General features: G+C 58.7%; 25 protein-coding genes and 1 riboswitch. Of the genes, 5 read left to right on the top strand and 20 right to left on the bottom strand.

Features of this window, described 5'->3' with window-relative positions; all coding sequences use genetic code 11:
• Nucleotides 1–81: 81 nt before the first annotated feature.
• The 3 genes from ACS13N_RS19310 to ACS13N_RS19300 all read right to left on the bottom strand — a co-directional run bounded on the left by ACS13N_RS19310 (nt 82) and on the right by ACS13N_RS19300 (nt 2,701).
• On the bottom strand, nt 82–912 hold the full coding sequence (locus ACS13N_RS19310; protein WP_438933231.1) for a hypothetical protein: 831 nt from the start codon (nt 910–912) through the stop codon (nt 82–84).
• A gap of 540 nt (nt 913–1,452) precedes the next feature.
• Entirely contained in the window at nt 1,453–1,809 is a 357-nt protein-coding gene (locus tag ACS13N_RS19305; protein WP_438933230.1) for a hypothetical protein, read from the bottom strand.
• Nucleotides 1,810–1,939: 130 nt separating this feature from the next.
• A complete protein-coding gene (locus ACS13N_RS19300) occupies nt 1,940–2,701 on the bottom strand; it encodes a hypothetical protein (protein ID WP_438933229.1) in 762 nt (253 codons plus the stop codon).
• Nucleotides 2,702–3,452: 751 nt separating this feature from the next.
• Here ACS13N_RS19300 and ACS13N_RS19295 point away from each other — a divergent pair.
• Nucleotides 3,453–4,043 (top strand): hypothetical protein, encoded by a 591-nt coding sequence (locus ACS13N_RS19295; RefSeq protein WP_438933228.1) that lies wholly within the window; start codon nt 3,453–3,455, stop codon nt 4,041–4,043.
• A gap of 99 nt (nt 4,044–4,142) precedes the next feature.
• On the opposite strand, the gene ACS13N_RS19290 is transcribed toward ACS13N_RS19295, so the two are convergent.
• Together ACS13N_RS19290 and ACS13N_RS19285 are read right to left on the bottom strand one after the other, a co-directional pair.
• Entirely contained in the window at nt 4,143–4,844 is a 702-nt protein-coding gene (locus ACS13N_RS19290) for an alpha/beta fold hydrolase (protein WP_438934450.1), read from the bottom strand.
• 165 nt (nt 4,845–5,009) lie between these two features.
• Complete coding sequence (locus ACS13N_RS19285) at nt 5,010–5,933, bottom strand: LysR family transcriptional regulator (protein ID WP_438933227.1); 924 nt, start codon at nt 5,931–5,933, stop codon at nt 5,010–5,012.
• A gap of 181 nt (nt 5,934–6,114) precedes the next feature.
• On the opposite strand from ACS13N_RS19285, the gene ACS13N_RS19280 reads away from it, so the two are divergent.
• Nucleotides 6,115–6,516, top strand: a complete 402-nt coding sequence (locus tag ACS13N_RS19280) for a hypothetical protein (RefSeq protein WP_438933226.1) — start codon at nt 6,115–6,117, stop codon at nt 6,514–6,516.
• Between the two features lie 110 nt (nt 6,517–6,626).
• On the opposite strand, the gene ACS13N_RS19275 is transcribed toward ACS13N_RS19280, so the two are convergent.
• Together ACS13N_RS19275 and ACS13N_RS19270 are read right to left on the bottom strand one after the other, a co-directional pair.
• The gene (locus ACS13N_RS19275) at nt 6,627–7,262 is read right to left on the bottom strand and encodes an alpha/beta fold hydrolase (protein ID WP_438934449.1); all 636 of its coding nucleotides are present in this window, start codon (nt 7,260–7,262) and stop codon (nt 6,627–6,629) included.
• Between the two features lie 254 nt (nt 7,263–7,516).
• Entirely contained in the window at nt 7,517–8,134 is a 618-nt protein-coding gene (locus ACS13N_RS19270; protein ID WP_438933225.1) for a TetR/AcrR family transcriptional regulator, read from the bottom strand.
• Nucleotides 8,135–8,213: 79 nt separating this feature from the next.
• Between ACS13N_RS19270 and ACS13N_RS19265 the strand changes: the two genes are divergently transcribed.
• A complete protein-coding gene (locus ACS13N_RS19265; protein WP_438933224.1) occupies nt 8,214–8,546 on the top strand; it encodes a darcynin family protein in 333 nt (110 codons plus the stop codon).
• 325 nt (nt 8,547–8,871) lie between these two features.
• On the opposite strand, the gene ACS13N_RS19260 is transcribed toward ACS13N_RS19265, so the two are convergent.
• The 5 genes from ACS13N_RS19260 to lspA form a co-directional block, all read right to left on the bottom strand.
• Nucleotides 8,872–9,258 carry a DUF4440 domain-containing protein gene (locus ACS13N_RS19260; RefSeq protein ID WP_438933223.1) on the bottom strand — a complete coding sequence of 129 codons (387 nt, stop codon included), beginning with the start codon at nt 9,256–9,258 and terminating at the stop codon, nt 8,872–8,874.
• 207 nt (nt 9,259–9,465) lie between these two features.
• Nucleotides 9,466–10,266: a PhzF family phenazine biosynthesis protein gene (locus tag ACS13N_RS19255; RefSeq protein WP_438933222.1), complete on the bottom strand. Its 801-nt coding sequence runs from the start codon at nt 10,264–10,266 to the stop codon at nt 9,466–9,468.
• Nucleotides 10,267–10,607: 341 nt separating this feature from the next.
• Nucleotides 10,608–11,471 (bottom strand): hypothetical protein, encoded by an 864-nt coding sequence (locus ACS13N_RS19250; protein WP_438933221.1) that lies wholly within the window; start codon nt 11,469–11,471, stop codon nt 10,608–10,610.
• Between the two features lie 207 nt (nt 11,472–11,678).
• The gene (locus tag ACS13N_RS19245) at nt 11,679–12,170 is read right to left on the bottom strand and encodes an NUDIX hydrolase (protein ID WP_438933220.1); all 492 of its coding nucleotides are present in this window, start codon (nt 12,168–12,170) and stop codon (nt 11,679–11,681) included.
• A 217-nt stretch (nt 12,171–12,387) separates the two neighbouring features.
• Nucleotides 12,388–12,897, bottom strand: coding sequence for a signal peptidase II (gene lspA, locus ACS13N_RS19240; protein WP_438933219.1), 510 nt, complete (start codon nt 12,895–12,897; stop codon nt 12,388–12,390).
• Nucleotides 12,898–13,831: 934 nt separating this feature from the next.
• On the opposite strand from lspA, the gene ACS13N_RS19235 reads away from it, so the two are divergent.
• Entirely contained in the window at nt 13,832–14,209 is a 378-nt protein-coding gene (locus ACS13N_RS19235; RefSeq protein ID WP_438933218.1) for a c-type cytochrome, read from the top strand.
• 113 nt (nt 14,210–14,322) lie between these two features.
• Here ACS13N_RS19235 and ACS13N_RS19230 read toward each other — a convergent pair whose 3' ends face one another.
• The 6 genes from ACS13N_RS19230 to ACS13N_RS19205 all read right to left on the bottom strand — a co-directional run bounded on the left by ACS13N_RS19230 (nt 14,323) and on the right by ACS13N_RS19205 (nt 19,039).
• The gene (locus tag ACS13N_RS19230; RefSeq protein ID WP_438933217.1) at nt 14,323–14,892 is read right to left on the bottom strand and encodes a YdeI/OmpD-associated family protein; all 570 of its coding nucleotides are present in this window, start codon (nt 14,890–14,892) and stop codon (nt 14,323–14,325) included.
• 98 nt (nt 14,893–14,990) lie between these two features.
• Nucleotides 14,991–15,494, bottom strand: coding sequence for a hypothetical protein (locus tag ACS13N_RS19225; RefSeq protein WP_438933216.1), 504 nt, complete (start codon nt 15,492–15,494; stop codon nt 14,991–14,993).
• Nucleotides 15,495–15,548: 54 nt separating this feature from the next.
• Nucleotides 15,549–16,199, bottom strand: a complete 651-nt coding sequence (locus ACS13N_RS19220; RefSeq protein ID WP_438933215.1) for a dihydrofolate reductase family protein — start codon at nt 16,197–16,199, stop codon at nt 15,549–15,551.
• A gap of 63 nt (nt 16,200–16,262) precedes the next feature.
• Complete coding sequence (locus ACS13N_RS19215; protein WP_438933214.1) at nt 16,263–16,922, bottom strand: glutathione S-transferase family protein; 660 nt, start codon at nt 16,920–16,922, stop codon at nt 16,263–16,265.
• A 540-nt stretch (nt 16,923–17,462) separates the two neighbouring features.
• Nucleotides 17,463–18,467, bottom strand: coding sequence for a hypothetical protein (locus tag ACS13N_RS19210; protein ID WP_438933213.1), 1,005 nt, complete (start codon nt 18,465–18,467; stop codon nt 17,463–17,465).
• Nucleotides 18,468–18,796: 329 nt separating this feature from the next.
• The gene (locus tag ACS13N_RS19205) at nt 18,797–19,039 is read right to left on the bottom strand and encodes a hypothetical protein (protein ID WP_438933212.1); all 243 of its coding nucleotides are present in this window, start codon (nt 19,037–19,039) and stop codon (nt 18,797–18,799) included.
• A gap of 143 nt (nt 19,040–19,182) precedes the next feature.
• On the opposite strand from ACS13N_RS19205, the gene ACS13N_RS19200 reads away from it, so the two are divergent.
• Nucleotides 19,183–19,716 carry an NIPSNAP family protein gene (locus ACS13N_RS19200; RefSeq protein ID WP_438933211.1) on the top strand — a complete coding sequence of 178 codons (534 nt, stop codon included), beginning with the start codon at nt 19,183–19,185 and terminating at the stop codon, nt 19,714–19,716.
• Nucleotides 19,717–19,748: 32 nt separating this feature from the next.
• Here ACS13N_RS19200 and ACS13N_RS19195 read toward each other — a convergent pair whose 3' ends face one another.
• Together ACS13N_RS19195 and ACS13N_RS19190 are read right to left on the bottom strand one after the other, a co-directional pair.
• Nucleotides 19,749–20,756, bottom strand: coding sequence for a sodium:calcium antiporter (locus tag ACS13N_RS19195; RefSeq protein ID WP_438933210.1), 1,008 nt, complete (start codon nt 20,754–20,756; stop codon nt 19,749–19,751).
• 24 nt (nt 20,757–20,780) lie between these two features.
• Nucleotides 20,781–20,965: riboswitch (yybP-ykoY riboswitch) on the bottom strand.
• Nucleotides 20,966–21,126: 161 nt separating this feature from the next.
• Nucleotides 21,127–21,984: a LysR family transcriptional regulator gene (locus ACS13N_RS19190; protein WP_438933209.1), complete on the bottom strand. Its 858-nt coding sequence runs from the start codon at nt 21,982–21,984 to the stop codon at nt 21,127–21,129.
• Between the last annotated feature and the right edge of the window lie 75 nt (nt 21,985–22,059).

The following is a 22,059-nucleotide window of genomic DNA, read 5'->3' as shown; positions in this document are numbered from 1 at the left end:
GCCAAAAGGCCCGTTCAATCATGACGTGGATTGTCTTCGTGACGACCGCTGCAGCGCTTGAATGGCCAAGTCAGCGTGAGGTCAGTAAGTCTTCCCTGCCACGGTGGCAGATTCCAGCTCCCGCGTCACGATGGTGATCCCGCCGATATTGGCAACCGTCCTGATCATGCCGACCCCGGGGGCGAACCATTCGTCCGCTGTCGTCGTCACCGTCCGGACGGAGTTGGACGCCGTCTGTGTCGTTTGGTAGTGGCACACATTGCTGAACGACTTACCGTTCTTGAGGTTCACGGTCTCGCGCCCGATATAAGTGCGCTGCGTTGACACGGCCGATTGAAGCCCGCCGGTTGGAATGGTGGGCGCATCCAGGTAGCTGATCGATTCGCTGGTCGCAAGCCCGATCGCCTCGACATACGGAGGCGTGTACACGTCCCGCAACGCCAAGCCGCCGCCTGCGGATGCGGGCTGATACGCCTCCGAACCGTAATGCGTGCGCGTGCCATTCCCGACGAGATAGTAGTCATGGACAGGCAGCGTCGATCCCGTGCCGGTTTCAACCTGCTGTGTGAGCGACGTCCCCTGAAACGTTGTCGACGAATAGGTGCGGACAAAGACGCCACCGTCCACGACTGGGCTTGTTGCCGTTGCCTGCGTGTAGAGGTGCACGTTGACGGTATCGCTCGCCTGATACACCGGATCGCACTCAAGGTTTGAGCCCTGGGGCGTTGTGCCGCCGCCGGTCGTGCCGCCGCCAGTGCCTCCACCGGAGCCACCGGAGCCACCGGTTGAACCGCTGTTCGAGCCACTGGTTGAACCGGTGGCGGGCTGGTTATCACCACCACCACCGCAAGCCGCCAGAACCAGGCTGACCAGAATCACCACGGGAAAACCCACGAGCTGTGTCTTTTTCATTTCTGTTTTCAAAATCGAATGACTGTTGAAAAAAGGATGAGTCCAGCCAGCACACGCCAAGCGCTCGCCATACCTGCAGGCGCCACGGCGGGTTTGGAGTCTTTCGTACGGGTCTGGCGGGAGCTTCGTGGTGCGCGTGCGTTGGGTTTTCTTCAACCCTGGCCAGCGTCAACACAAGAGGTGAGGGTGAATGTATACCGATCTATCTCATTTGACAAAAGAAGGTTTGATAATAAATCTTTGGTGTTAATCAGGCTGCACACGTTGCCTAGTGCGAGGGGCGATAGGTGCTCCGGGGGTAGTCGCGCCAGATGATCTGCTGACGCCAGGGACTGGCACCGCGCAGCTGATTTGCGTGGTACTTGACTGCTTCACGCCCGGAGTCCATTGCCGCTTTTGAGAAGGCAGTGCAGAACATCTCCAGCTGCAAGACGCCATGCAGTGACCGAGGCGTTTGATGGCTTCTTGCTGACCTGCACCCGGAATTCCGAGAGCCTCATGCGGTCGCGTTTGGAGCAACTGCTGTATCTGCCAAGGCGATCAGACCTGAAATTGTTCTCTTCGCGCCTTAGTCGCCTCATGGAGACTTTGCCGCAATCTGGCCGGCGGGCCACCCGACGGTTGTAATGGTTCTCCGTCCATGCAGGCTTCCAGAGCACGCTCCAGGACATCTTGGAGGCCGTCCGCACCGCAAAGTTGGAGCCACTGGATTGCCTCCTGCAAGCATTGCCATTCGTGCAGCGAGGCCCAGCGGTCCTGTTCATCGAGTTGATCTAGTAGGCGCTCTATGACCTGCGCGATGACCTCTACTTTCTTGAGCGTAAGCAGATTCGCAAACGGTTCACCTATCGGAAGGTTTTCCGTAGCGCGTATTGGATCTAGTTGTGCGTTCATCATGTGTTTATCGGGTGGTTCGCGAGTTCAAGTATCGTACCTAGTTACCGTTTCTATTCGTAGAATTTACCTAGTGACGGGTGGGAGGGTCTGAACGCCGGGTTTCTTTGGACAATGGTGAGACGCAATTGACTTATTTGTGCATCAGAGCCGATGGGCCGTGCGGCAGCGGGAACAACTTTGTGTAGGCTGTGCTAGAGATTGGACCCAGAGGCTTCGTCGTCACGATCTGCGGATAAACAACCTGCCATAGGACGGCAATGACACCAATGGTTTTCTCGGTCATGTCGCAGCCGCGGTCGAAAAGGTGACCGTTAAATGCTGGGGAAACACCCGTCGTATTTATTGATGTAACCGGATCTCCGTTGTCCGCGAAAGCCCTTGTATGGGTGTAGGCGCAAAGGTGCTTGAAATGCGAGTATGCATAATCAACGATGTCCGTGTGGTGGGAAATATTAAAACTCTTGATGGACGGTTGATTCTGAATGACGGGTTTCATTTCTCCCCAGTTCGGGGTGTCCCGATCGCCACGATCCCATTCAGCGAAGAAGCGGTTGTAGCCTCCAGTCTTCGGGGCAGCATTCTCTCGAATTTGAAAGTATAAGGATGCAGCCGCAATGTCTAGCGCATTTCGAAGTGATGCCGCTGACGCTTTATAGAAACCTGAGGCAAGAAGCCAAATTGCGCTAGCGAAATCGGTTGACGTTTCCGAGAAAGCCCAGTTCAGGATCTCGTCATCAGTCTTTATGGCAGGGTCATTGATATGCTCATAGCCGCGAACGAATTTTTCCAGCAAAGAGATGGATTTTGCCAACTCATCCAACCTGCCAGCGCGAGCAGGGTCGGCAGTCGTCGTCTCTAGTGCGGTTCGGCAATGAGGCAAGAGATTATCCATGATTTCCGTTGTGGATGATGAATAATTCATTTTTTATATATTGGATATAAAGGGTTAAAAAGATACGCTGCTGCAGCGAGCCGAAGCAAGTGCGAATTAATAGTGCTGGCGCGCCTCCATTTATTTGCACATGTGATTCTAGATCAGGAAAACTATCCTCCCGACACTCTCTCTGCCCGTCTCGAAGAAAATAACTACACCTTTTTGTTTAACCCACCCACGCTCCAACTCCTCCAGCGTGGCGAGCAGATATACCCCGATCCCATCCAAAAAACCCACGTGGTACTCCGCCGACGTCTCGCAGGCGTAGCTTGGGAACTCGCACCGAACACCCTCGGCATCGAACTGCCGATGCAGTTTCCTTACCAATGTCTTCTCCCATCGCACAGCGCCCCTAAATTTGGGGATGTTTGCGTTCCGCCGGTTTGATATTTCTGCCCTACCTGAGCGACACCCACGTCCAAGGCTCAGGCCATATTCAGAACAGGGAGAGATAACAATGAAACGTACAAATCGGCTGGCGACCTTGCTTCTATGTGCAAGCGCCGTTTTGATAGTCGCCGCATGCGGCGGCGGTGCCGACGATGGCAGCGCCAATGCGTCCGGGTCGGGTGGTTCCCTCACCGGCGACGGCGCAAGCTGCAGCGCCGTCAAACCGCAATGCACGGTGTCCGCGTCTCCAGCCTCTACGGCAAACAGCCCGTTGCCGGCGGGAACCAACGTCGTGCTCAGCGCAAGCTGCAGCACGGGCGTGACCCAAGCCGATTGGTTCACCAATGCACAGACGTTTGCCAAAGGCCTGAACGTGACCGTCAATCCGAGCACGACAACGGGCTACGGCTTTGCCTACAGCAACTGCGCGGGCGGTGACCACGCCGGCCTCAACGTCTACGTGGGGGCGGGTTCCAATGGCGGCACGCCCGGCAATGGCGGCGGAAGCAACGGTGGTGGCGGTGGTGGCGGCAGCATCAGCACCAACTCCGGCACAAGCGCTGTCAATTGCTTGCGTATGGGCAGCAACGCGCAGGGCTCGATTACCGTGACGAATACCTGCAACGCGAGAATTGGCTATTCCTACTGCAACCTCTACGCTACGGCGCCCAGCTCAACGGGGTCACTGTTCGTTTGCCAGGGCCATGCGGCTTCCTACAGCCCCACCGGCTATGTGTATGAGCAGGGCTCCGATTCACTGGGCGCTGGGCAGACGGACATCCTCCTGGGCACGGCCGTGCAAGGCCAGAAAGCCTGGGTGATGGCATGCGCGAGTGGGAACCCGCACATCGTCGACTTCAATACGCCAACCATCAACGCCAACTCCACCGCAACAGGAATCTGCTCTTGAGTACTGAGTGCACGTACGCGCGGGCTTCGGAACCGACAACGCTCAAGACGGTGCATCAGCCGTCTGGCCCTTGAGCGTGAAGCCCGCGTGTGCACATGCTTAAAGCGATGCCCGCTCCAGAAACTTCTTGATCTCAAGCGAGTAGGCGCCAGGATGCGAGAACCTGAACATGTGGCCGGTGCGCGGCATGATGACTTCCTGCGCGCCCTTGATGCCGTTCAGAAGGATCCCCGCAGCTTCCTTGCCGATCAGCTTGTCTTCCTCGGGCGTCAGGATCAGCGTGGGGACGTTGATCTTCTTCAACAGGGCCGTGTAGTCCGCTTTCTCGATCGAGCGCATGCGGTTGACGTAGGCCTTGTGGGGCGTTTCTTTGACGAAGAAGTCGCGACTCTTTCTGGTTGACCAGGGAATCTCTCCTTCCTTGTCAAATGACGAAGCCAACTGCGCTGCGTGTATCCGAAGGGTCGTCTGCCGGTAGAACGGCCCGGGGAAGAGCGGTGCAAGCGAGGCCAGCGTCTTGAGCAAGGGCGAGGTGATCGGGCTCTTGGCAAAACCGCCCGAAATCACCAGACCCTCAAGGCCCTTCGGCTGCCGCGTCGCCACGGCGATCGAGGAGACCGCGCCGTACGAATCGCCAACCAACACGTAGTGTTCGAGGTCCTTCACCTGGTCAAGGATGAAGTCGGCCAGCGTTTCCAGTGTGTGCACGTTGTCGGGCAAGCGCAGGGTCCGCATGGTGCGGCCTCGCAAGTTGGTCAACTGGTCAAGCTGCCATGGGGCCCCGGCAAAGCAAGGGATCATGACCAAGGTGGGCGCGGTTTGCATCGGGTGCTCCTGGCTGGTTGAATCAACACGCCCCAACTCTAGGAGGACCGCGGTATCCGATCCAATGGCATCTGCACATCATGTCGATGCACGAGATGCATCGCCCCGAGGGTTCCGGTTGCGGCCAGCGCCGCCCGACGTTCAGCCGGCGATCATCATGTTCGTGATCCACTCAACGGCGGGCTCGTTGGCGCGCCCTCGGGCTCGAATCACGAACACCTCCCAGGTTGGTAGCGCCAGGGGCAACTCAAAAAGACTCAGCTGTGCGGTCTCCTGCATCCGCAATGCGACCCGTTCGGCCACAACCGCAATCGACTGTGAAGCGCCGACCATGAACGGAACCGCCAGAAAGCTGGGGCAGGTGACGCTCACCTTGCGGGTGCGGCCGAGGCCCTCCAACGCAACGTCGACTGCGCCCCGTGTATCGCCGCGTGGCGAGACCAGAATGTGAGGCAGGCGAGCAAAGTCATCCAGATCCATGTGCAGCTTCCTGCCTCGCTTGATCAGCGCCGGATGGCCCTTGCGCGCGATACCGACGAAGCGCTCCTTATGGGCAAGCTGGCAATCAAATCGCTGCGGCATCTGGAAGAACGAGCCCGACCCCACCACGATGTCGATTTCGCCGGCGTCCAACATGCGCAGAGCGGATTCGCTATCGGCCGGCCCGAGCTTCAGCACGACGTCCGGCGCGGCGGCCTGGATCCTGTCGAGAACGGGCGCGATGACGGTCAATACGGCGTGATCGGTGGCCGCCACCGAGAGGGTCGTCTGCAGACGACCTGGATCGAACGGGCCACGCGGGCTGGCGACGAGCCTGACCGACTCGAGCACCGCCTCCACTCTCGGCATCAACTCGACGGTAAGCGGCGTCGGCACAATCCCGCGGGGGTTGCGAATGAAAAGCTGATCGTCGAAGGCGGTACGCAGCCTCGACAAGGCGTGGCTGGTTGCGGACTGCGACAAATGCAATCGTTCGGCCGCGCGGCCGACGTGCCTTTCGGCCCATAGCGCCTCAAGCACAACCAGAAGGTTGAGGTCGAAACGCGTCAGATCCAGGGGCTTCATGCTGTATTCGCCTCTTTGTTCATGATCCAGAGCGGATAGACGCCGCAGCCGGCCGCCGTTGCCAGTGCGAGTTCCTCGCAGCAAACGGAACAATGTGTTCCGCTTTTGTGCATTGCAATATCCAGTGACGCTTCCTACCTTCGATGCACCGTCATTCTGCTGACGACCCAGGAGGTATGCCATGAACACTACGCTCGACACCGGACACTTGTCCGTCCGCTCCAAGGCCGACAACACGGTCACGGCCCTTCAACATCGCGACATCGTTGCCGCGTTTACCGCGCAATCATCTTCCCAGCCTATCGCCGTGCTGCACATGCTTTACCCACACACCGACGCCCGCACACACCGCAGCCTGGACCATCTGGTGGACGCACTGCATCGCCATGGGCTCCATGGGGTCGCCACGCTGGTGGAGAGTGAGGCACGCTACCTCGTGTTCGAAGACCCTTCTGAAGCATGGCGCGCGCTGCACGAAATTCGCCATGATTCGTTGGCGGTTGGCGTCCATCTCTACTACCGCGGCCTGATGGGTGGCGCTGCTGAAACGGCATTGGATGTCGACGCCCATCTCTTGCAGTGAGCGTCTGCCGCTCCCTTTGCCGTGCTTCAACAACGATGCATGCACGGCTGCCGGTTCGATGCGCTCCGGGCCATCACGCCCTCCGAAAGCCATTACTCACGCGTGCGTTTTCAAGCGCGGTTGCTGTCGCGGGTGCCTTGCCGCAACAAGTGGGCATCAACCAAGGGCGCCAGCTGCGCCGCATGCTCATGTGCCAGGTTGTGGTTGCCACCTGAGACGACGTGCAACTGCGCGTCATGCAGCAGTTCACCCAACCGCCGGCCAACCGCGACCGGGCTGATTGGATCGGCATCTCCCCAAAGCAACAGGACAGGCTGTGTGATCCGGCTCAGCGCATCCGTCAGGTCGGCCTTGAACGATGTGAACCAATCCGGGAAGGTCGGATTGGTTTGGATGAATTCGGTTTGCCAATCCGCGGCACCCAGTGCGCGTGTGTCGATTCCGCCGGAAGTCACCGTCAGAACCAGGTGGGTCACCAGGTCAGGCTTCTCCAGCGCCGCGCGAATCGCAAGCACACCTCCCATGGATTGGGCGATCAAGGCGGTGGGGCGGTCGATGCGGGATACGACCCTTCGCACGAGATCGTCGATGTCGTTGACATCGGGCGCGGCGGGCTCCTGACCGAACCCTGGATACCCAAGGAAGACCTGCGTGGCAGGGTGCGTGAGCTGACTCGCGAGCGGCTGCCAGAACGCAGTGTTGCCAGATGCCCCTGGCAGGAAGAGCAATGTCGATGGTGCGCGCAAGTTCTGGTTCTTCATGTCTTCCTGGCGGGGGTGCATCAAGCGTTTCGAAGTGTTGAATTGTCCGCGATGGGTGTCGCGTGCCTCAAGCGTATTGGGCGAGGCCGTGGTCTGGCGTGAATGGCTGCTTGTGGGAAGGGCGGATGTTGCTTTATGGCCGAAGGCCGTCGTCCGTGCGCCGACGGCCGTTCCCGACCCGAAGCAGTCAACGGTACTCGCGTGAGATCAATGGCCACTTCGCGGAAAAATACGGCCTCTCACTTCTCTTGCCGCGCTCTTGCCAATTCCAGATACCCGAACACCGCCCGTCTGACACGCTGCTTCAACGCAGCTTTATCGGATTCTCCGGCTACACCCGCCGCATCGATCATGCCTTTGCTGAGGGCGACGATATCGCGAGCCGCTACCATCTCCTCAGGAATGCCATGCCGATGCAGCAGATCGGCCACCCTTGTTTCAAGGTCGCGCTGAAGCTGATCCGCTTCGAGGTCACTTCCAATCATTGTCGAAGCATACTCAAGCGTCCGCGCCAAAGCCGGACGATCCAACTGATGCCGTACTGCAGCCTCAATAACCCGATCGATCTGCTCCTCCAGGCCCGCGCCCGGTAGCACCTGAATCGCTTCGATCACGTCGTCGGTAAGCAGGACTCGCCCCCGCCTGATTAACTCCACAATCAAGGCGAGCTTCGACGGAAAGTACTGGTAAAGGCTGCCAATACTGACGCCTGCGAGATCCGCCACCGCATTGGTGTTGAATCCGTCGAATCCCGTGGATTCGATAATGCGAGCAGAAGCTTCGAGAATGACCTCGAACGTTGCAGCGGAGCGCGCCTGGCGTGGCCGTTTGCGCGGATAAGAGAAGGGCTCGGTCATCAATGAAAAATGCGAGTACGAAATACGAGCAACAACTCACATACTGATCGAACCACCAACCTCATGCAAGGCTCAGCCCATGGATCGATCGACCTGTCGTTACAACGTATTTGTGCTGCTCAAAACCACGCCAGCGTGGCTTGCCATGTCGCGTTCTCAGCGCGACGGACTTTCTGCCGCGATCATGGAAACTGCATTGGCAGGTACCGATGTTCGGGTCAGCCATTTCGACGCCGAAGCATTCAGCGGGCGCTGTACCGATGTCGCTCAATTTGAGGCAGGTGACTTGCGCACGTTTTATGGCGTAATGGAACGTCTGCGCGATTCCGCTCTGTTTTCAGTACCTTATTTCGAGGTGGTCGATATCATTCCCTCGATCCGGAATGGGTATCGGGAAATTGACGTGGTGTGATGGTGAGCCTGGGCTACGCAACATACTTTGTCACAGGCGCTAATACTCGGCGCAAGGAACGGCCCTTCGCTGCTTGGCCGAGTCAGTTGTTGTTCGAACGGCTGCTCGTGTAACTGAAGCGGACTATCGAGTGTCCGAAGAGCGAAGAACCCGAACGGCGCTTCTTGGCCGGAAGCGGTCGGTAAGTGTGCCGACAACCAGTAGCTCCCGTCGACACGAACAGGTCACTGCTCCGAGTGCCATGCCGCCGTGGCCCCTGCGCTGATTGGGGCGGTTGTTGTCTACCTTGACGAGTGCTTCTGGAAAAAGCGAGCAAACATAGCTGTTACCAGGCTGTGGCCGATGTCGTGCCTTGGTGAAATCGAATTTGCCATAGGCCGGTCCTGCTACGCACCCAGAGCGAGGACCGCAGTGAATGTCTGCTCAGGGTGCCGTCACCGTGCCGAAGAGCCGAGCGATACGTTAGCAATGCAACATCAGGGCCTAGGTTGGCCAGCGTGAACTCATCAGACTCGATGCTCACTGCGGAAGCGGCACGCGAGGGTATTGCGGGAATAATCTCCTCGCGAGTGTACTTGCGTCCGGACACGCCGATTTCTTCAAATTCAATGTGCAGAAGCTCGCTCAACCGACTCTCGCTTAAGCGTTCAGTTTGCTGGAGCTCGAGTTCGCGAGCGACAAGGATTTGCAAAATCGAATCGTTGGAAGTCATATGTTCTCGGAATTAATGCGGGAGTCGAACCGCCACGTACCGCGAAGGCTGTTCAGGATGTAGTGAATGCGTTTTATGGAATTGGTCATTTGACTCCAAGTCCTCAGCGAATTGCTGCTTCGCCTCTGAAGGTCCGCTCTTGGCTGGGAGAGGGCGGTGATGGTACTGCCGGCGACCGTCCGCTTCCGCAAGGTACAACGGTCGCTCCTACGCTTCCGGGATTTCGATTGTCCCTTCAAGATATTGAACAGCGTGACCAGAGATATATACCCGCTCGTCTTGTACGCGACAATGAAGTAATCCGCTGCGGCGTGACACCTGCATGGCCACTAGTTCTGATCTGCCCAAACGGTCAGACCATAATGGCGCAAGCGCCGCGTGAATTGATCCGGTGACCGGATCTTCATCTCCGCCATTGGCAGGCCAAAAGTAGCGGGACACAAAGTCATGCTCATCTCCGCGCGCTGTTACGACGACATCGAGCGGACCAAGTGCCGACAGTAGATTGAGTTCAGGTACAACGGATCGTACCTCCTGTTCTGTTCCGTAGATGGCAACATAGGCTTGCTGGTTTATCAGCACTTCTTGAGGCCGTATCGAAAGCCCCTGGATCAAGTTTGCGGGTATTTCGTTCAGTTTTTCAGGCCGACGTTGCGGGAAGCTCATTTCGATCAGACCGTTACGCGCATGGCAAACGGTAAGCCGACCGACCGCTTTCGCAACAAACTCGATGACTTTCAAATCATCACATCGCTGGAAGATCACATATGCACTTGCCAGCGTGGCATGTCCACAAAAAGCGATTTCGGTAAGTGGAGAAAACCAGCGGATGTCGAATGCGCCGTCGGAATTTTTCACGAAGAATGCTGTTTCGGACAGGTTGTTCTCAGCGGCGATTGCCTGCATCAAACTATCGGGCAACCAGCGTTCGAGTGGCACTACCGCAGCGTAGTTGCCCCTAAATACCTTATCCGTAAATGCGTCAATCTGATAGATCGGCAATTTCATGAGATGTCCCTATTCGAAGCGATAGATTAGTCAGCTATCTGCAGTCTATTCGTTGAATAGGATAACAACCCGTTAAGCTGGCTAACATGTACAGTTCGCGACACTGTACAGTTTGCGACACGGTACAGTTACCGACACTGTACAGTTTGCGATGCGGCGGACGTAACGTAATCTGGGCGTGAAGGTCCCTTGCCTGAGCAGAGCCGACCCTTAACGTCCGTATGAAAACGCGGACCAACGACCGAATTTGGCCGAAAGCGGTCGTTGGCAATCTGGGTGCAGGCAGGTAACCGCACGCCGCGATGGTGGTCGCGGCTCAGCCACTGCAAAAGCCTGGTGACTCAGCGCTTGGGGCGGTCTGCAAACCAGCCGCTCTCCGCAGGCCCGGAGGCCGCGAAGACTGGATGCACTCGGCAAGGCATCACCGCAGCCCAGCTACCAACCGCAAGTTGCAACAACTGCGCTCTTACATCGACCGAGGCAATGCCCTGCGTAGAGAATTCGGCACGAGGGTTAAGCCAATCGATATTGAGGTCGTCCTCGCAGACATACGGCGTAATCGCGCGACTATAAAAGGTCAGATGGTCAAAGAGCACGAGGGACATAGCTGTCGGCAACAGTTGATTTCCCGTATCGACCGGCACACCTGACGTAACGAGTACCTCACGCACATAAGCACCAAGATGTCCGTAGCGCCCCTTTGGGCTGAGATACCCAACGATGCGTACTCGAAACGGCTTATTTCTTTTCCAGGCGTTGTCCACTCCTGCGTCGCGCCATGGCCCGTCACCGAGTGTGGTGATCCACCACTTGTCTCCCTCTGCATCGGTTGGTCGGAACGCGCTTACTTCGAAGCTGTGCGACCAAACACCTTCCCGCTCGATAGGGACGTACCCGTACGCCGCAAACATCTTGTCGCGCTCGGATGGGTAATCACGCCAATAGGTTTGACCCTGGGTATACGCGTTGTTCACCAAGTCCGATTTGGTGAGAACCCCACCGGCACCGGACGGATGGGTGAAACCGCGAAAGAACCAGACTGCATACTCCTCGCGTGGTGACAGACCGGACGAAAATTGTTCAACCTTCGTCTGCGATTGCGCGAATGCATCAGCGTACTGGCGGACAACATCGGGGACATCCCCTGCAGTCGCTTTTCCGGCGAGCGCGCCTACTATCAGAATCGTGGAGACAAGCCGAAACATCGCGTTTAATCCTTCCAAGTCTTAGGTGAACACAATGAGTGAGTCCGCTCTTGGTCGGAAGCGGCCGCTTGCAGGGATTAACGGGCGCGATTTGCAAATGTTTGTCTTTCTCGAAGGCAGATGTTCTACGACGGCCTTGCTTTTGATCGTACACATGGCCAGGAGTAAATAGTCCAGCCACAGGGAGGGGCGATCGAAAAAGCTAGCTCAGTATGAGATCTCGAAGTGCGATTCCCGCTGGATGACATGTGCCAGAGAGAGATCTCCCGCCTGGAGCAACCGTTGAAGAAAGATGGGGCGCAAGTCGATGTCAGATAGTTGTTGCAGAGAAAACCATGAGAACGTTAACCGCTTGCCCTGCTCGGAACCGAGGTGCGTAGCAGACAAATCCAGTAACGGCGATCCGGGTTCAAGACTCGCAACGATATAGATGCCGAGTTCGTGGTTAGGTTGCCCGTTGTGAGTAAAGAAGTTCTCGACAATACACAGCGTCTTTTCTGGGCAGATCGCTACGCCCACCTCCTCTTGCATCTCCCGAATAACTGTCCGTGCGGCGTGCTCGCCGGGCTCGACTCTGCCTCCGGGAAGCGTCCAAAACGTGTCCCCATCCGCCCGATGCAATAGCACGTGCTCACCGCGGAAGATGACGGCAGCCGCCCTGAGATTGAAGTGATGACTTCCAGTGTCAAACGAAATCATGATCCGGTCTGTGCAAATCTGAGCCTCATAACTGGTCGAATGATCGGAGGGCTGTACGCCGCGGTCAACGCTTGTGGCGGTCGCGTCGATTGAATCCTTATGGCTGGCAGCGGTCCCTGGCTACGGCGTAAGGAATACCAACCGACCGCTACTGGCCGGCAGCGGACTGCCGACATCATCCAAAGCAGACATCGACCACGCTCTGGGCCCTAATTCCTCACGCTGTGGAGGACCCTGGCAAGGTAGGCCTGTGTTTTACACCACGGAAGAGAACGAGCGCCACGCCGAGCATAATTCCAACGTCTGCGACGTTGAATACACCCGTTCGCAGTCGCCCGATGCCTATGTTGAGGAAATCGAAAACTCTGCCATCGTAGACACAGCGATCGAACAGGTTGCTGAGTCCTCCACCCAGAATGCAAGCTACCGCAATGACTTCGGTACGGCCGAGCTTGGACGAACGCAGCAGCCAGCCGAACAGGCCGACCAGAATTGCCAGAACGCCATAGATGAAAACAATATTGCGAGTCGCATCAGACAGTTCCGCCCCGAGGCTTAGGAACGCACCGTGGTTATAGGTGGGAAGCACCAGCAGGATTCCTGAAAGAAATGAAACGACTTCGCCGGGCGTCAATATTTGTTTGAATACAACCTTCGTCGACTGGTCGACGATGATCCAGGCGAGCGCGCCGAGCAGTGCAGTGGCAACTCTTTGTTTCGTCGTCATTCGTGAGCTCATTTGTAGCGGGTGCCACATTCTAGTCAGGATCAGATTCCGGGGGCGGGTGCACGGGGAAACCCCAAGGCTGCCAACACGAATCCCCTCCATGGTTATGGGGCCAAGAGCCGGTCAGTACGCATAGTCTGGCGACCACGTTTCTCGGTCAGCTTCAGCATTAGGAAGTTTGGCCGCTTTGCGCTGCGAGAGCATACCGGAATGTCAGCTTCTGGCCGGAAACGGCCACCGGCTACGGTCTCGAAGTAATGCGGGTCCCAATAGCAGCTTTCAGCTTGTTAAGGTCGAGAATCTCGGATTCTACGAAGTACAAGTCTTCCACGAGGGCCGTCACGTTGTCACAGATGCCAATGGCAAAGTCCCGGTGAAAACGAGCATGGAGGCGCCCCAGGTGCCGAGCAATGATTTCCACGTCTCGGAACCAATCGGGACCCTCCGTTCCCAGGTCGGGCAAAGTCAGATTCAGCCCTAGGTCCCAGTCTGGGAAGTCGCCAGCGTGCACAGTGGACACTGGCGCGCGTTGGTTGATGACTATTGGCGGCATGCCAGACCACCGTTCGGCGTCAACAAACAGCCGAAGCTGATGCTCAATAGGCTCCGCTACGTCGCTCAGGTCTGCGCCATCAACGTAGGCGAACAAGATGTGTCGAGACATTGGATTGCACCCACGAAACGTATTGCGAAAGAATACCGAACGGCCGCTTCTGGCCGGAAGCGGTCGGTGATTACACGACCTACGACCATCCGTCTCCGACCCCACGAAGGTACTCAGTGCTGTCCTGCAAAGCAGGATGTCATGATTCATTGTGTGGAACGGGATGGATCCAGTTAACACGAGGGTTGGCCTGGGTTCTTTTGAGTTTGATGTGCCGCTGAGGTCCAACTGATCTAGGTTTGGATCGAGCTTATAAAAAACTAAGAAAAAATGAGAGCGTTATTCATCACTTCACTGGGAATTGCATTGCTTATCAAAACATCACTATCCTTTGCGGATAGCGATAACGGGAAAAAGCTCTTTCTGGCAAGATGTGCCATATGCCACGGGGCAGATGCCAAAGGAACGGGGCCGTTGGCCAATAAAAGCAATCCGCCTACGCCTGATCTAACGACATCCGCTTTCAAAAAGCGACTGAGTGACTATCCGGGCGTCATCGTCTCGTCGGTAATACTGCGCCCGAACGGGGACTTGATTCCAAAAACGTTACTGGAGAACGGTGTAAAGCTATCGCCTTACCCTTGGACGGTTAAGGATTTCCGTGATCTGAACCAATATATGATTGGTTTGATTTCAAAAAATAAATAGACGAGTTCTGGCAAAAAAGCCGTCGCCTGTGCACCGAGAGGCAGACGGCTCTTCACGACTCCGAGCGGACATTGGGCGACCAGTGCGTGGATTCACCGGTCTGCGCGGTCATGCTATGGATGGAGCTTTTCGCCGTTGTTCAGCATGTCGATGAACTGAGCGATCTTCTTCGCACGCGTTTCGGCCTTCTTGACGTTCTGGATTCTGAACAGAATGGCGTACCGGTTTTGGCTATTCAGGGTAGTGAAGAATTGCTTTGCCTTCGGATTGCTGTCGAGCGCTTGCTGCAGATCATCGGGCACGACTGATGTACTCGCAGATGAATAGGCAGCTTCCCAACGTCCGTCGCGCTTGGCTAGATCGATTGCGCGAAGCCCTGTGGGGCGCATCCTTCCGGAGGCAACCAACGCCTCGGCTTTTGTCTTGTTGATCTTCGACCAGATGCTTTTGGCCGTTCTAGGCGTAAATCGCTGTAGCCAGTAGTGTTCGCTTTCCGCCTGCTTTTGTCCATCAATCCACCCGTAGCAAAGGGCGCTCTCAAGTGCCTGTGCATAAGACACGGTGGGTTGTTCGGCAGATCGCTTTGCGATGCGGAGCCAAACACCGGGCACATCCTCTGCGTTGGCTTCGAGCCAGGTTTCCCAATCGTCCTGACTGGTGAACGTGAGTGTTGGATTGTGCATCTCGCTAGGCCTCACGTACTTGTTCAGTGGCGTAGGCAGGCGTCCGCCGGAATGGATGGTGGGGCGAAGTTTGCGTATTCACGAACGCTCGCAAGCGGTCATTCCACTTTCATCGCCTGCAGGCATGCGGTATAGGCCTGTCGGGTGCCGACCAGATCCGCCGTTTGCGGATGTGCGCCAAATAAGGCTTGCAGGAACGGTGCATAGTTTCGTGCATAGCACGCGTCGATGCGCTCGAGCGGCGCGCCAATGATTCTGCCAACACAGGCAACGTGCCGTTGACGGATCTCCGCAGGAATCGCTGTCTCTTCTACTGCGTAGAGCTTTGCGATGATCTCGTCGATTTCAGGGTGGCTTGCCAACTGGTCCCGCAACTGCTCACGTAGCTGGATCAAGGTAACGCCATTCGCTCGCTGCTTGGCCATCGACTGCTCGAATGTCGAGACCGCAAGACACGGCGTGACGTGAACCCACAGCGGATCGACACCCGTCATCCGGCCAAACGCCTCGTCTGTCATATCGGCACCGTGGGCAAAGGTCGATGTGATGGTCAAGCTGGCGGCGCAAGTCAACAGTGCGAGAAGCAGGCGAGCGTAGTGCATGTTTTGTTTCACTGGGTTTCGAGTCGACATGTTCGCCAGTCGTCAGGCCACCGCCTACTCCTGGCGCCGCAGAAGAACATGCGTAGCCTTCTCTGATGCCACGGACTCCACGCACGTGTACCCGAGCGCCCGCAAGTCGAGTCCTTCGAACAGCGGTTCTCCCCGGCCGAGCAAGACCGGCGAGACCGCAATGTGCAATTCATCAATGAGGCGTTCACGAAGATACTGCCGGATGGTGTTCAGCCCGCCGCCGATGCGCACATCCTTTCCGGCAGCGGCCTCGCGCGCACGGTCGAGCGCCTCGTGGATGCCCCCGGTGATGAAGTGGAACGTCGTGCCGCCTTCCATCTCGATGGACGGGCGTGCATGGTGGGTCAAGACGAAGACTGGAACGTGATATGGCGGGTTGTCTCCCCACCAGCCTTTCCAGTTGGTGTCCGGCCATTCCCCGCGAATGGGGCCGAACATGTTCCGGCCGAGAATCCAGGCCCCGACATTCTGAAAGCCACGGGCGGCGAAATCATCGTCAACCCCGGTCGTGCCGCCTTCCTTGCCAAACAGGGTCCGCTGGAATGTGCGTGTCGGGATCAGCCACTGGTGCAGTTCGAACCCGCCAACGCCCAACGGATTGTTGATGTCTTGATCTGGCCCCGCTCCGTAGCCGTCGAGCGAGATGGTGAAACATGCAACGCGAACACGTGCCATCGTTTGCCTCCGTTTAGACGCTTAACCGCTCATCCCCGCCACTAGCAACCCACGGGCCCTTTGTCAGCCGCCCGGTAGCTTGCCCGTAAACACCGCCAATTGCGCAGCGAACGCTCGCTTGTAAGCGGGCCGCGCTTCACCGCGGGCGACATAGGCCGCCAGCTTCGGAAATTCGTCCAGCAGGCCTGATGGACGCCGCCGGAGCAGCACCGACACCATCATCAGGTCACCCGCACTGAATGCACCATCGAGCCACTCGGCATCGCCCAGGCGAGTAGAAAGCTGCTCCAGCCGATGACGGATGCGATCCATGACCAGCGGCAAGCGTTCCTTGGTCCAGGGCTTGTCGCCCTCCTGAAGCCTGGCGGTGGCGAGTTCAAGGATCGGCGGCTCCACGGTGTTGAGCGCCGCAAACATCCATGTGATCGCCCGTGCCCGGGCATTGTTATCGTCCGGCAATAGACTCAGACCCGCATGGCGCTCGGCGATATGGAGAGCGATCGCGCCGGTCTCGAACAACACGAGATCGCCTTCCTCATACGTGGGAATCTGGCCAAACGGATGCAGCCCCAGATGTGCGGGTTCCCTCATCGTCTGGAACGAAACCAGCCGAACCTTGTAGGGCTGGCCGGCCTCTTCGAGCGCCCAGCGAACGCGCGTGTCACGTGCCAGTCCCTTGCCGCCGTCGGGCGATCGTTCAAAGGCAGTGATGGTGGGGGGCATTGGAGTGTTCCGGGGGGGGGCTATGGCACCGACGATCTCTTCAACACGGGGCGTGCTTCTTGCGCTGCTTGACCTATGACGAATGCGCCGGGGCCAGTTCGATACATTTTCTGTCCGGGTGGTTGGCAGTACATCCACGCGTGGCCCCAAAACCGCCACATATCCTCAACCATCCACATTCACGAAGCGCCGCCGCGTTGTACTTTCCCCGCCCGTCCGGAGGAAAGCAACTACATCTTGCTATTGACTCCGCCTCCGCTCCAATTCCTTTAACAGCGCCCACCAATACAGCGCCAGCGGCACCCCCCCTCCAGCCTGGTGAGCTGATCAACCCCAAAGCCGTATGCGTGGGGCTCAAAGCGCGGCGTTCCAAGCAAACAAGATTCGAGGTGCCGAGCAGATCCCGCCATGAGTGCGCTCTGAACCTCAGGCGTGAGCCTCAGAGGTTCAGTTCAGAAGTGGAGCAGGAGCGCCGCGATCGCCAGCTACATCAGCCGGCTGACATCAGACCTGGATCAAGCCGATGCGCGTGACGCGTGTTCAGTTCTGCGTCAGCGGATTCAGCGTCGTGCAGAGGAACCCGCTGCAGTTGCTGGCCTTGAAGTAGTAGGACGCCGATGTGCCGAGCACGAGATCCCCAAGGTAGGCATTGCTCTGCGCACCAAGGTCGTTCAATTGCTGGATAAACGCCGCGCTTGCTGTCTGCATGGTTGCCGACTGGTACGTGAAGGTGGGCGATTGGGTCTGGTCCTTCACGTAGACCCACGCGGAGTCGGCGCCGAACCCCAATGCCCCCTTTGCGCGATAGCCGTTTGCACCTTCGCTGTTGGCCTGCGCGATGAAGCTGCTCGACGTCGTCGGCAGTGTGAGCGCATGGTAGGTGTAGGTCGCGTTCGACGCGTTGTTCTTCATGTACAGGCTCGTGCTGGCCGAGCTGAGCATGATCGGGCCGACCAGCCAGTAGCCCGACTGTCCTTGCCCGTTGGCTTGCGTGAGGAACGCGGCCTGGCTGGTCGGCCAGGCTACCGCTGCGTAGGTATAGGTGGCTGACGAGCCGCCGTCCTTGCGGTACAGGTTTCCATACGTCAGCGGACCTTCAAAGCGATAGCCGCGTGCGCCCTCGGCGTTTGCCTGCGCGAGGAAGGCCGACTGACTGCTCTGTGCGCCGACCAGTTCGTACGTGTACGTTTGCGCGGTGCCGTCGTTGACGAAGACCGAGGTCGTGGTGCCGCCCGACGCGTTGAACCGGTCGCTCAGATAGCGGAAACCCTTTGCACCTTCGCTGTTCACCAGGGCAAGGAAGCTCGCCGCATCTGCTGCGGGCGGCAGGGCTTCATAGCGCAGCGTGAGCGTGCTGCCGCCATTGGACCCCGAGCCCGGATTGGTACCCGTGCCCGGCCCCGTGCCTGTACCCGTTCCGGTTCCATTTCCTGTACCGGTTCCCGTTCCCGTGTTCGAACCCGTGGCTGAAGTGGAGGAGTCGCCACCGCCACCACAGGCAGTGAGTGCAACACAAGTCATCGCGATCAGCGCAACGGTTTTCATGGGGTCACCTCGGAAGAAAAAATGTGTGAGCAGAGCCCGCGCGCACGACGCTGCCGTGTGCGGGCAAATGGCAACAAGCCATACGAGTATGAGTAGTACCTTCGGTTGGTATGGGGCCGCCCGGGTTGGCAAGCCGCTGGCATGTGCCAGCGTTGAGCCGTAGCGAATCCATGAAACGGAAATATACCGATCTATCTCATTTGGATGATGATCGTTTGGTAATGCATGTCACTGAATGACCGGCGGGTTGAATCGCATCGGTGGCGCCGTGGTGACACTGCTGAGGCCCTGGGTTTTCTGATGGCCGGGATGCGTCACCCGCCTTGGCTTCAGCGTCTGCTTCGGTCCCGCTCCTTCATGTCGTACTGCTGGCGATTGATCTCATCCCCAGACAGGAGGGCATCGTTGAAGAGCCGGTTGTCGTGTGGCACGGGTTCAGGCCATTCGCCTTCTCCGTAAAAGCATCGGTAGATCAATTTCGTCCGGTGGTCCCATCGGAACATGACCTCCTCGAAGGGATCGTCCACGAACACGTCTCGACCCTGGAACGTCGCACCTTTTTCGACTGGCATCTGTGCCTCTTTGCAAGGGCGGGCACCGGACAAGTCAGTGCCCGGCACCAGGCGCCTCCCTTGAGCCCGAGCCCGAGGGGCTCAAGCACGCGATCGGATAGGCCGTGCCAGCTCTCGTATGTCTGGCTGCGCGGTTTGAGAGCATGGAGACCCGCCTGCGCGGCCTGACGGCATTCTACGGAGGTGCAACCTGGCAAGCGCATGCCGAGGCGGCCAACGCCACGATGCTGGATTCGGACAACGTATTGTTGTTGCGCCCCGCCTGGGAGGGGGCCAGCCTGCCAACTGACTTGGCGCGTCGCGCGAGTCAGGACGCAACGGCGGTGCCACCGGGCTTAGTCGACATCACGATCTTCTATCTGGAAGCGCCGGTGTCAGCGGAGCTTCTTGCGTTCTGTCGTGAGCGCATGGCGCGCGTGCTCAGCACCGGTGGCGCGAGCACCCAGGGGTGGTACATCACCGAGCCGAGCGAGAACGATTTCCGTCGATTGCCGGTGCGTGCGAACGAGCACGTGCTGGTGGGTGTTGCGGTGTTTCCTGACGTCACCCGGTTTGAGGCATTCGGCCGATCGAATCTGTGGGCGCGTGAGATTGCCCCGCAACTGGCGCAATGGCCGATCCGCTCGACCGAGACGCACCGGCTGGTGCCCACGGCGCGCTCGGCCATTCATGCGTAAGCCGGTTTTGAACGCACACAGGCGCCACCGCTCTAGCCGTTGGTAAACCTGGCAATCAGCACAACCGCAAAGACGGCATACAGGCTGCCGGCCACGACCAGCGTGCGCCCGTGGACCATGCCGCGCCGGAACATGGCCCAGAGATACACGATGGCGGCGGCGGTGATGATGCCGGACGCGAGCAGCGGCCCGTCGAAGCGCCAGGGCGTGAAGAAGATTCCCAGTGCGCTCGGGATGGTGGCCTGGATCATCATCGCGCCCGAGATATTGGCCAGGGCCAGGCGCTCCTTGCCTTGCCGGACCCAGATCAACGCGTTCATCGTTTCCGGCAACTCAGTGGCAACGGGGCTCAGCAGCAGGGCAACAAGGTGGGGCGGCCACTGCAGCGCCGTGCCGATCGACTCCAACTGAGACACAAACACATGTGAGGCGCCGCCAATCACCACAAGTGCAATCACGGCTTGCAATACCGCCCAGCCGAGTGCGGGCTCCGCCTGATTGGGCCGGATCGACAGGGGCTCCAGCTCCTCTTCTTCAGGCGCGGTGTCGCCATCCTTGATTTCTCGCCAGACGTAGACGGCGTACGCAGCAAGGAAGAGGACGCCCAGCCACGGCTTATAGGCGAATGCGACCAGCCCCAGGGCAACCTTGACGACAAAGACGCCGAGGAAGGCAGCCTGGTCGCGGCTCATTCGCATGTGATCGACTTTGACTTCCGTCGTTGGCCGTCCAAGGCGCTGCCGGTTCGCGATCAACGCCAGGCCAACCACGGCATAGGCGAGGGTCGCCAGCACGAGCGGGCCGCCCATTGCCGCGCCGACACCGAGGTCCTTCTTCTCGGGCGTGGCGCCGAACGCCACCGCCACGAACGTCACGGCGCTTTCAGGTAGCGCGGTGCCAAACGCGGCCAATACCGAACCCACTGCAGTGGCGCCCAGATTCAACCGCTTGCCGCACCATTCGATGCCGTTGACGAAGTATTCGCAGGCCAGGTAGATGGCGCCTGCCGACATCAGGAAAAGACCAATCGTGAGAAGCATGAAATGTGAGGGGCCGGGCGACGCGATCAACCAATGGCGCAGCAACGCACGTCGCCCAGCCCTGGGGAGCACGTTGCGGCCAAAGGTCTCGCCTGGCGGTTCCGCTTGCAGCGGACGCTGTCCACACCATGAGGCATTGGCGCCTCAAGTTTGTTGATGTGGACTTCCGAGCATTGCGCCCGGAATGGCTACTCCCCAATGACAACGGGCGCGAGTCTATCACGTGATCTGCACGCGTTCTATCGTCCGTTTACGGGGGTGATACTGCCGGCACTTCGTACTTCGGCTGCTGGGCGGCAACCGGCTCTAAGATGCGCAGATTGCCGGGCAGGTGGGCGACGCGGTGTTGTCGTCCTGACCACAGTTGCAGTCAATCCGCCCGCCCGGCGCGCAGGTCGCTCTTGCGGATGAGTTGCAGCAGCGTCTCTGCGGGCTTGGTCAAACGCCGCGCCGACAGCGTGATGAACTCGATGGCTGGCAGGGGAGGCAACGCATCGACGTTGACGGGCGGCACCAGTCCACCGCCGCTCAGGTTCTGCGCGCGCACCGTAATCCCCAGTCCGCCGCGCGCTGCGGCAATACAGCCGGAATGGCTGCTGCTGGTGCAAACCACGCGCCAGAGCCAGCCTGCTGCGGCCAGCGTGTCCAGCACCACCGAGCGGGTCACGCTCGGCTCGTTGACCAGGATGAGCGGCAGCGGTTGGCTCACATCCACCGCGGTACCCGGCCGCGCGAGCCATTCGAGCTGCCCCCGGAACAGCGGTACGCCACGCCGCCCGCCTTCGCGGCGCTTGCCGACGATCAGGTCGAGCGAGCCGTCTTCGATGCCCTCGTAGAGCTTGCTGGTCATCCCCATCGTGATCTCGAGTTCGACATCGGGGTGCGTCGCCCGGAATGCCGCCAGCAGATTGGGCAGCGGCCCCTGGGCCAGGTCTTCCGATGTCCCCAGCCGAACGCGCCCCTGTAGCCGGGGTGCGCTGAACTGCAGCTCGGCGCGCGCCAGCGATTCGAGGATCAGCTTCGCGTGGACGAGCAATGCTTCACCATCGGGCGTCAGCGACAGGGAATGCGTGTCGCGCACGAACAGCCGCCGGTTCACGCTCTGTTCCAGACGGCGGATGTGATCGCTGACCGACGATTGCGACAAGCCAAGCTGGCGCCCGGCATCGGTAAAGCTACGTGCCGCGGCCACGGTGGCGAAGGTCTGGATCCAAACAGGATTGAGCATGCGGCATTGTCATCGGAGATTCCGATCACAGTCAACGACGCTAGAGGGGTTCCCGATTGGCTAACCATGCGTAGC

Origin of the sequence: Ralstonia sp. 24A2 (genome assembly GCF_051783885.1) — a bacterium.
Lineage (GTDB): Bacteria > Pseudomonadota > Gammaproteobacteria > Burkholderiales > Burkholderiaceae > Ralstonia.
The sequence above is the reverse complement of the archived record's forward strand: the minus strand, read 5'-3'. Positions and strand labels throughout refer to the sequence as shown.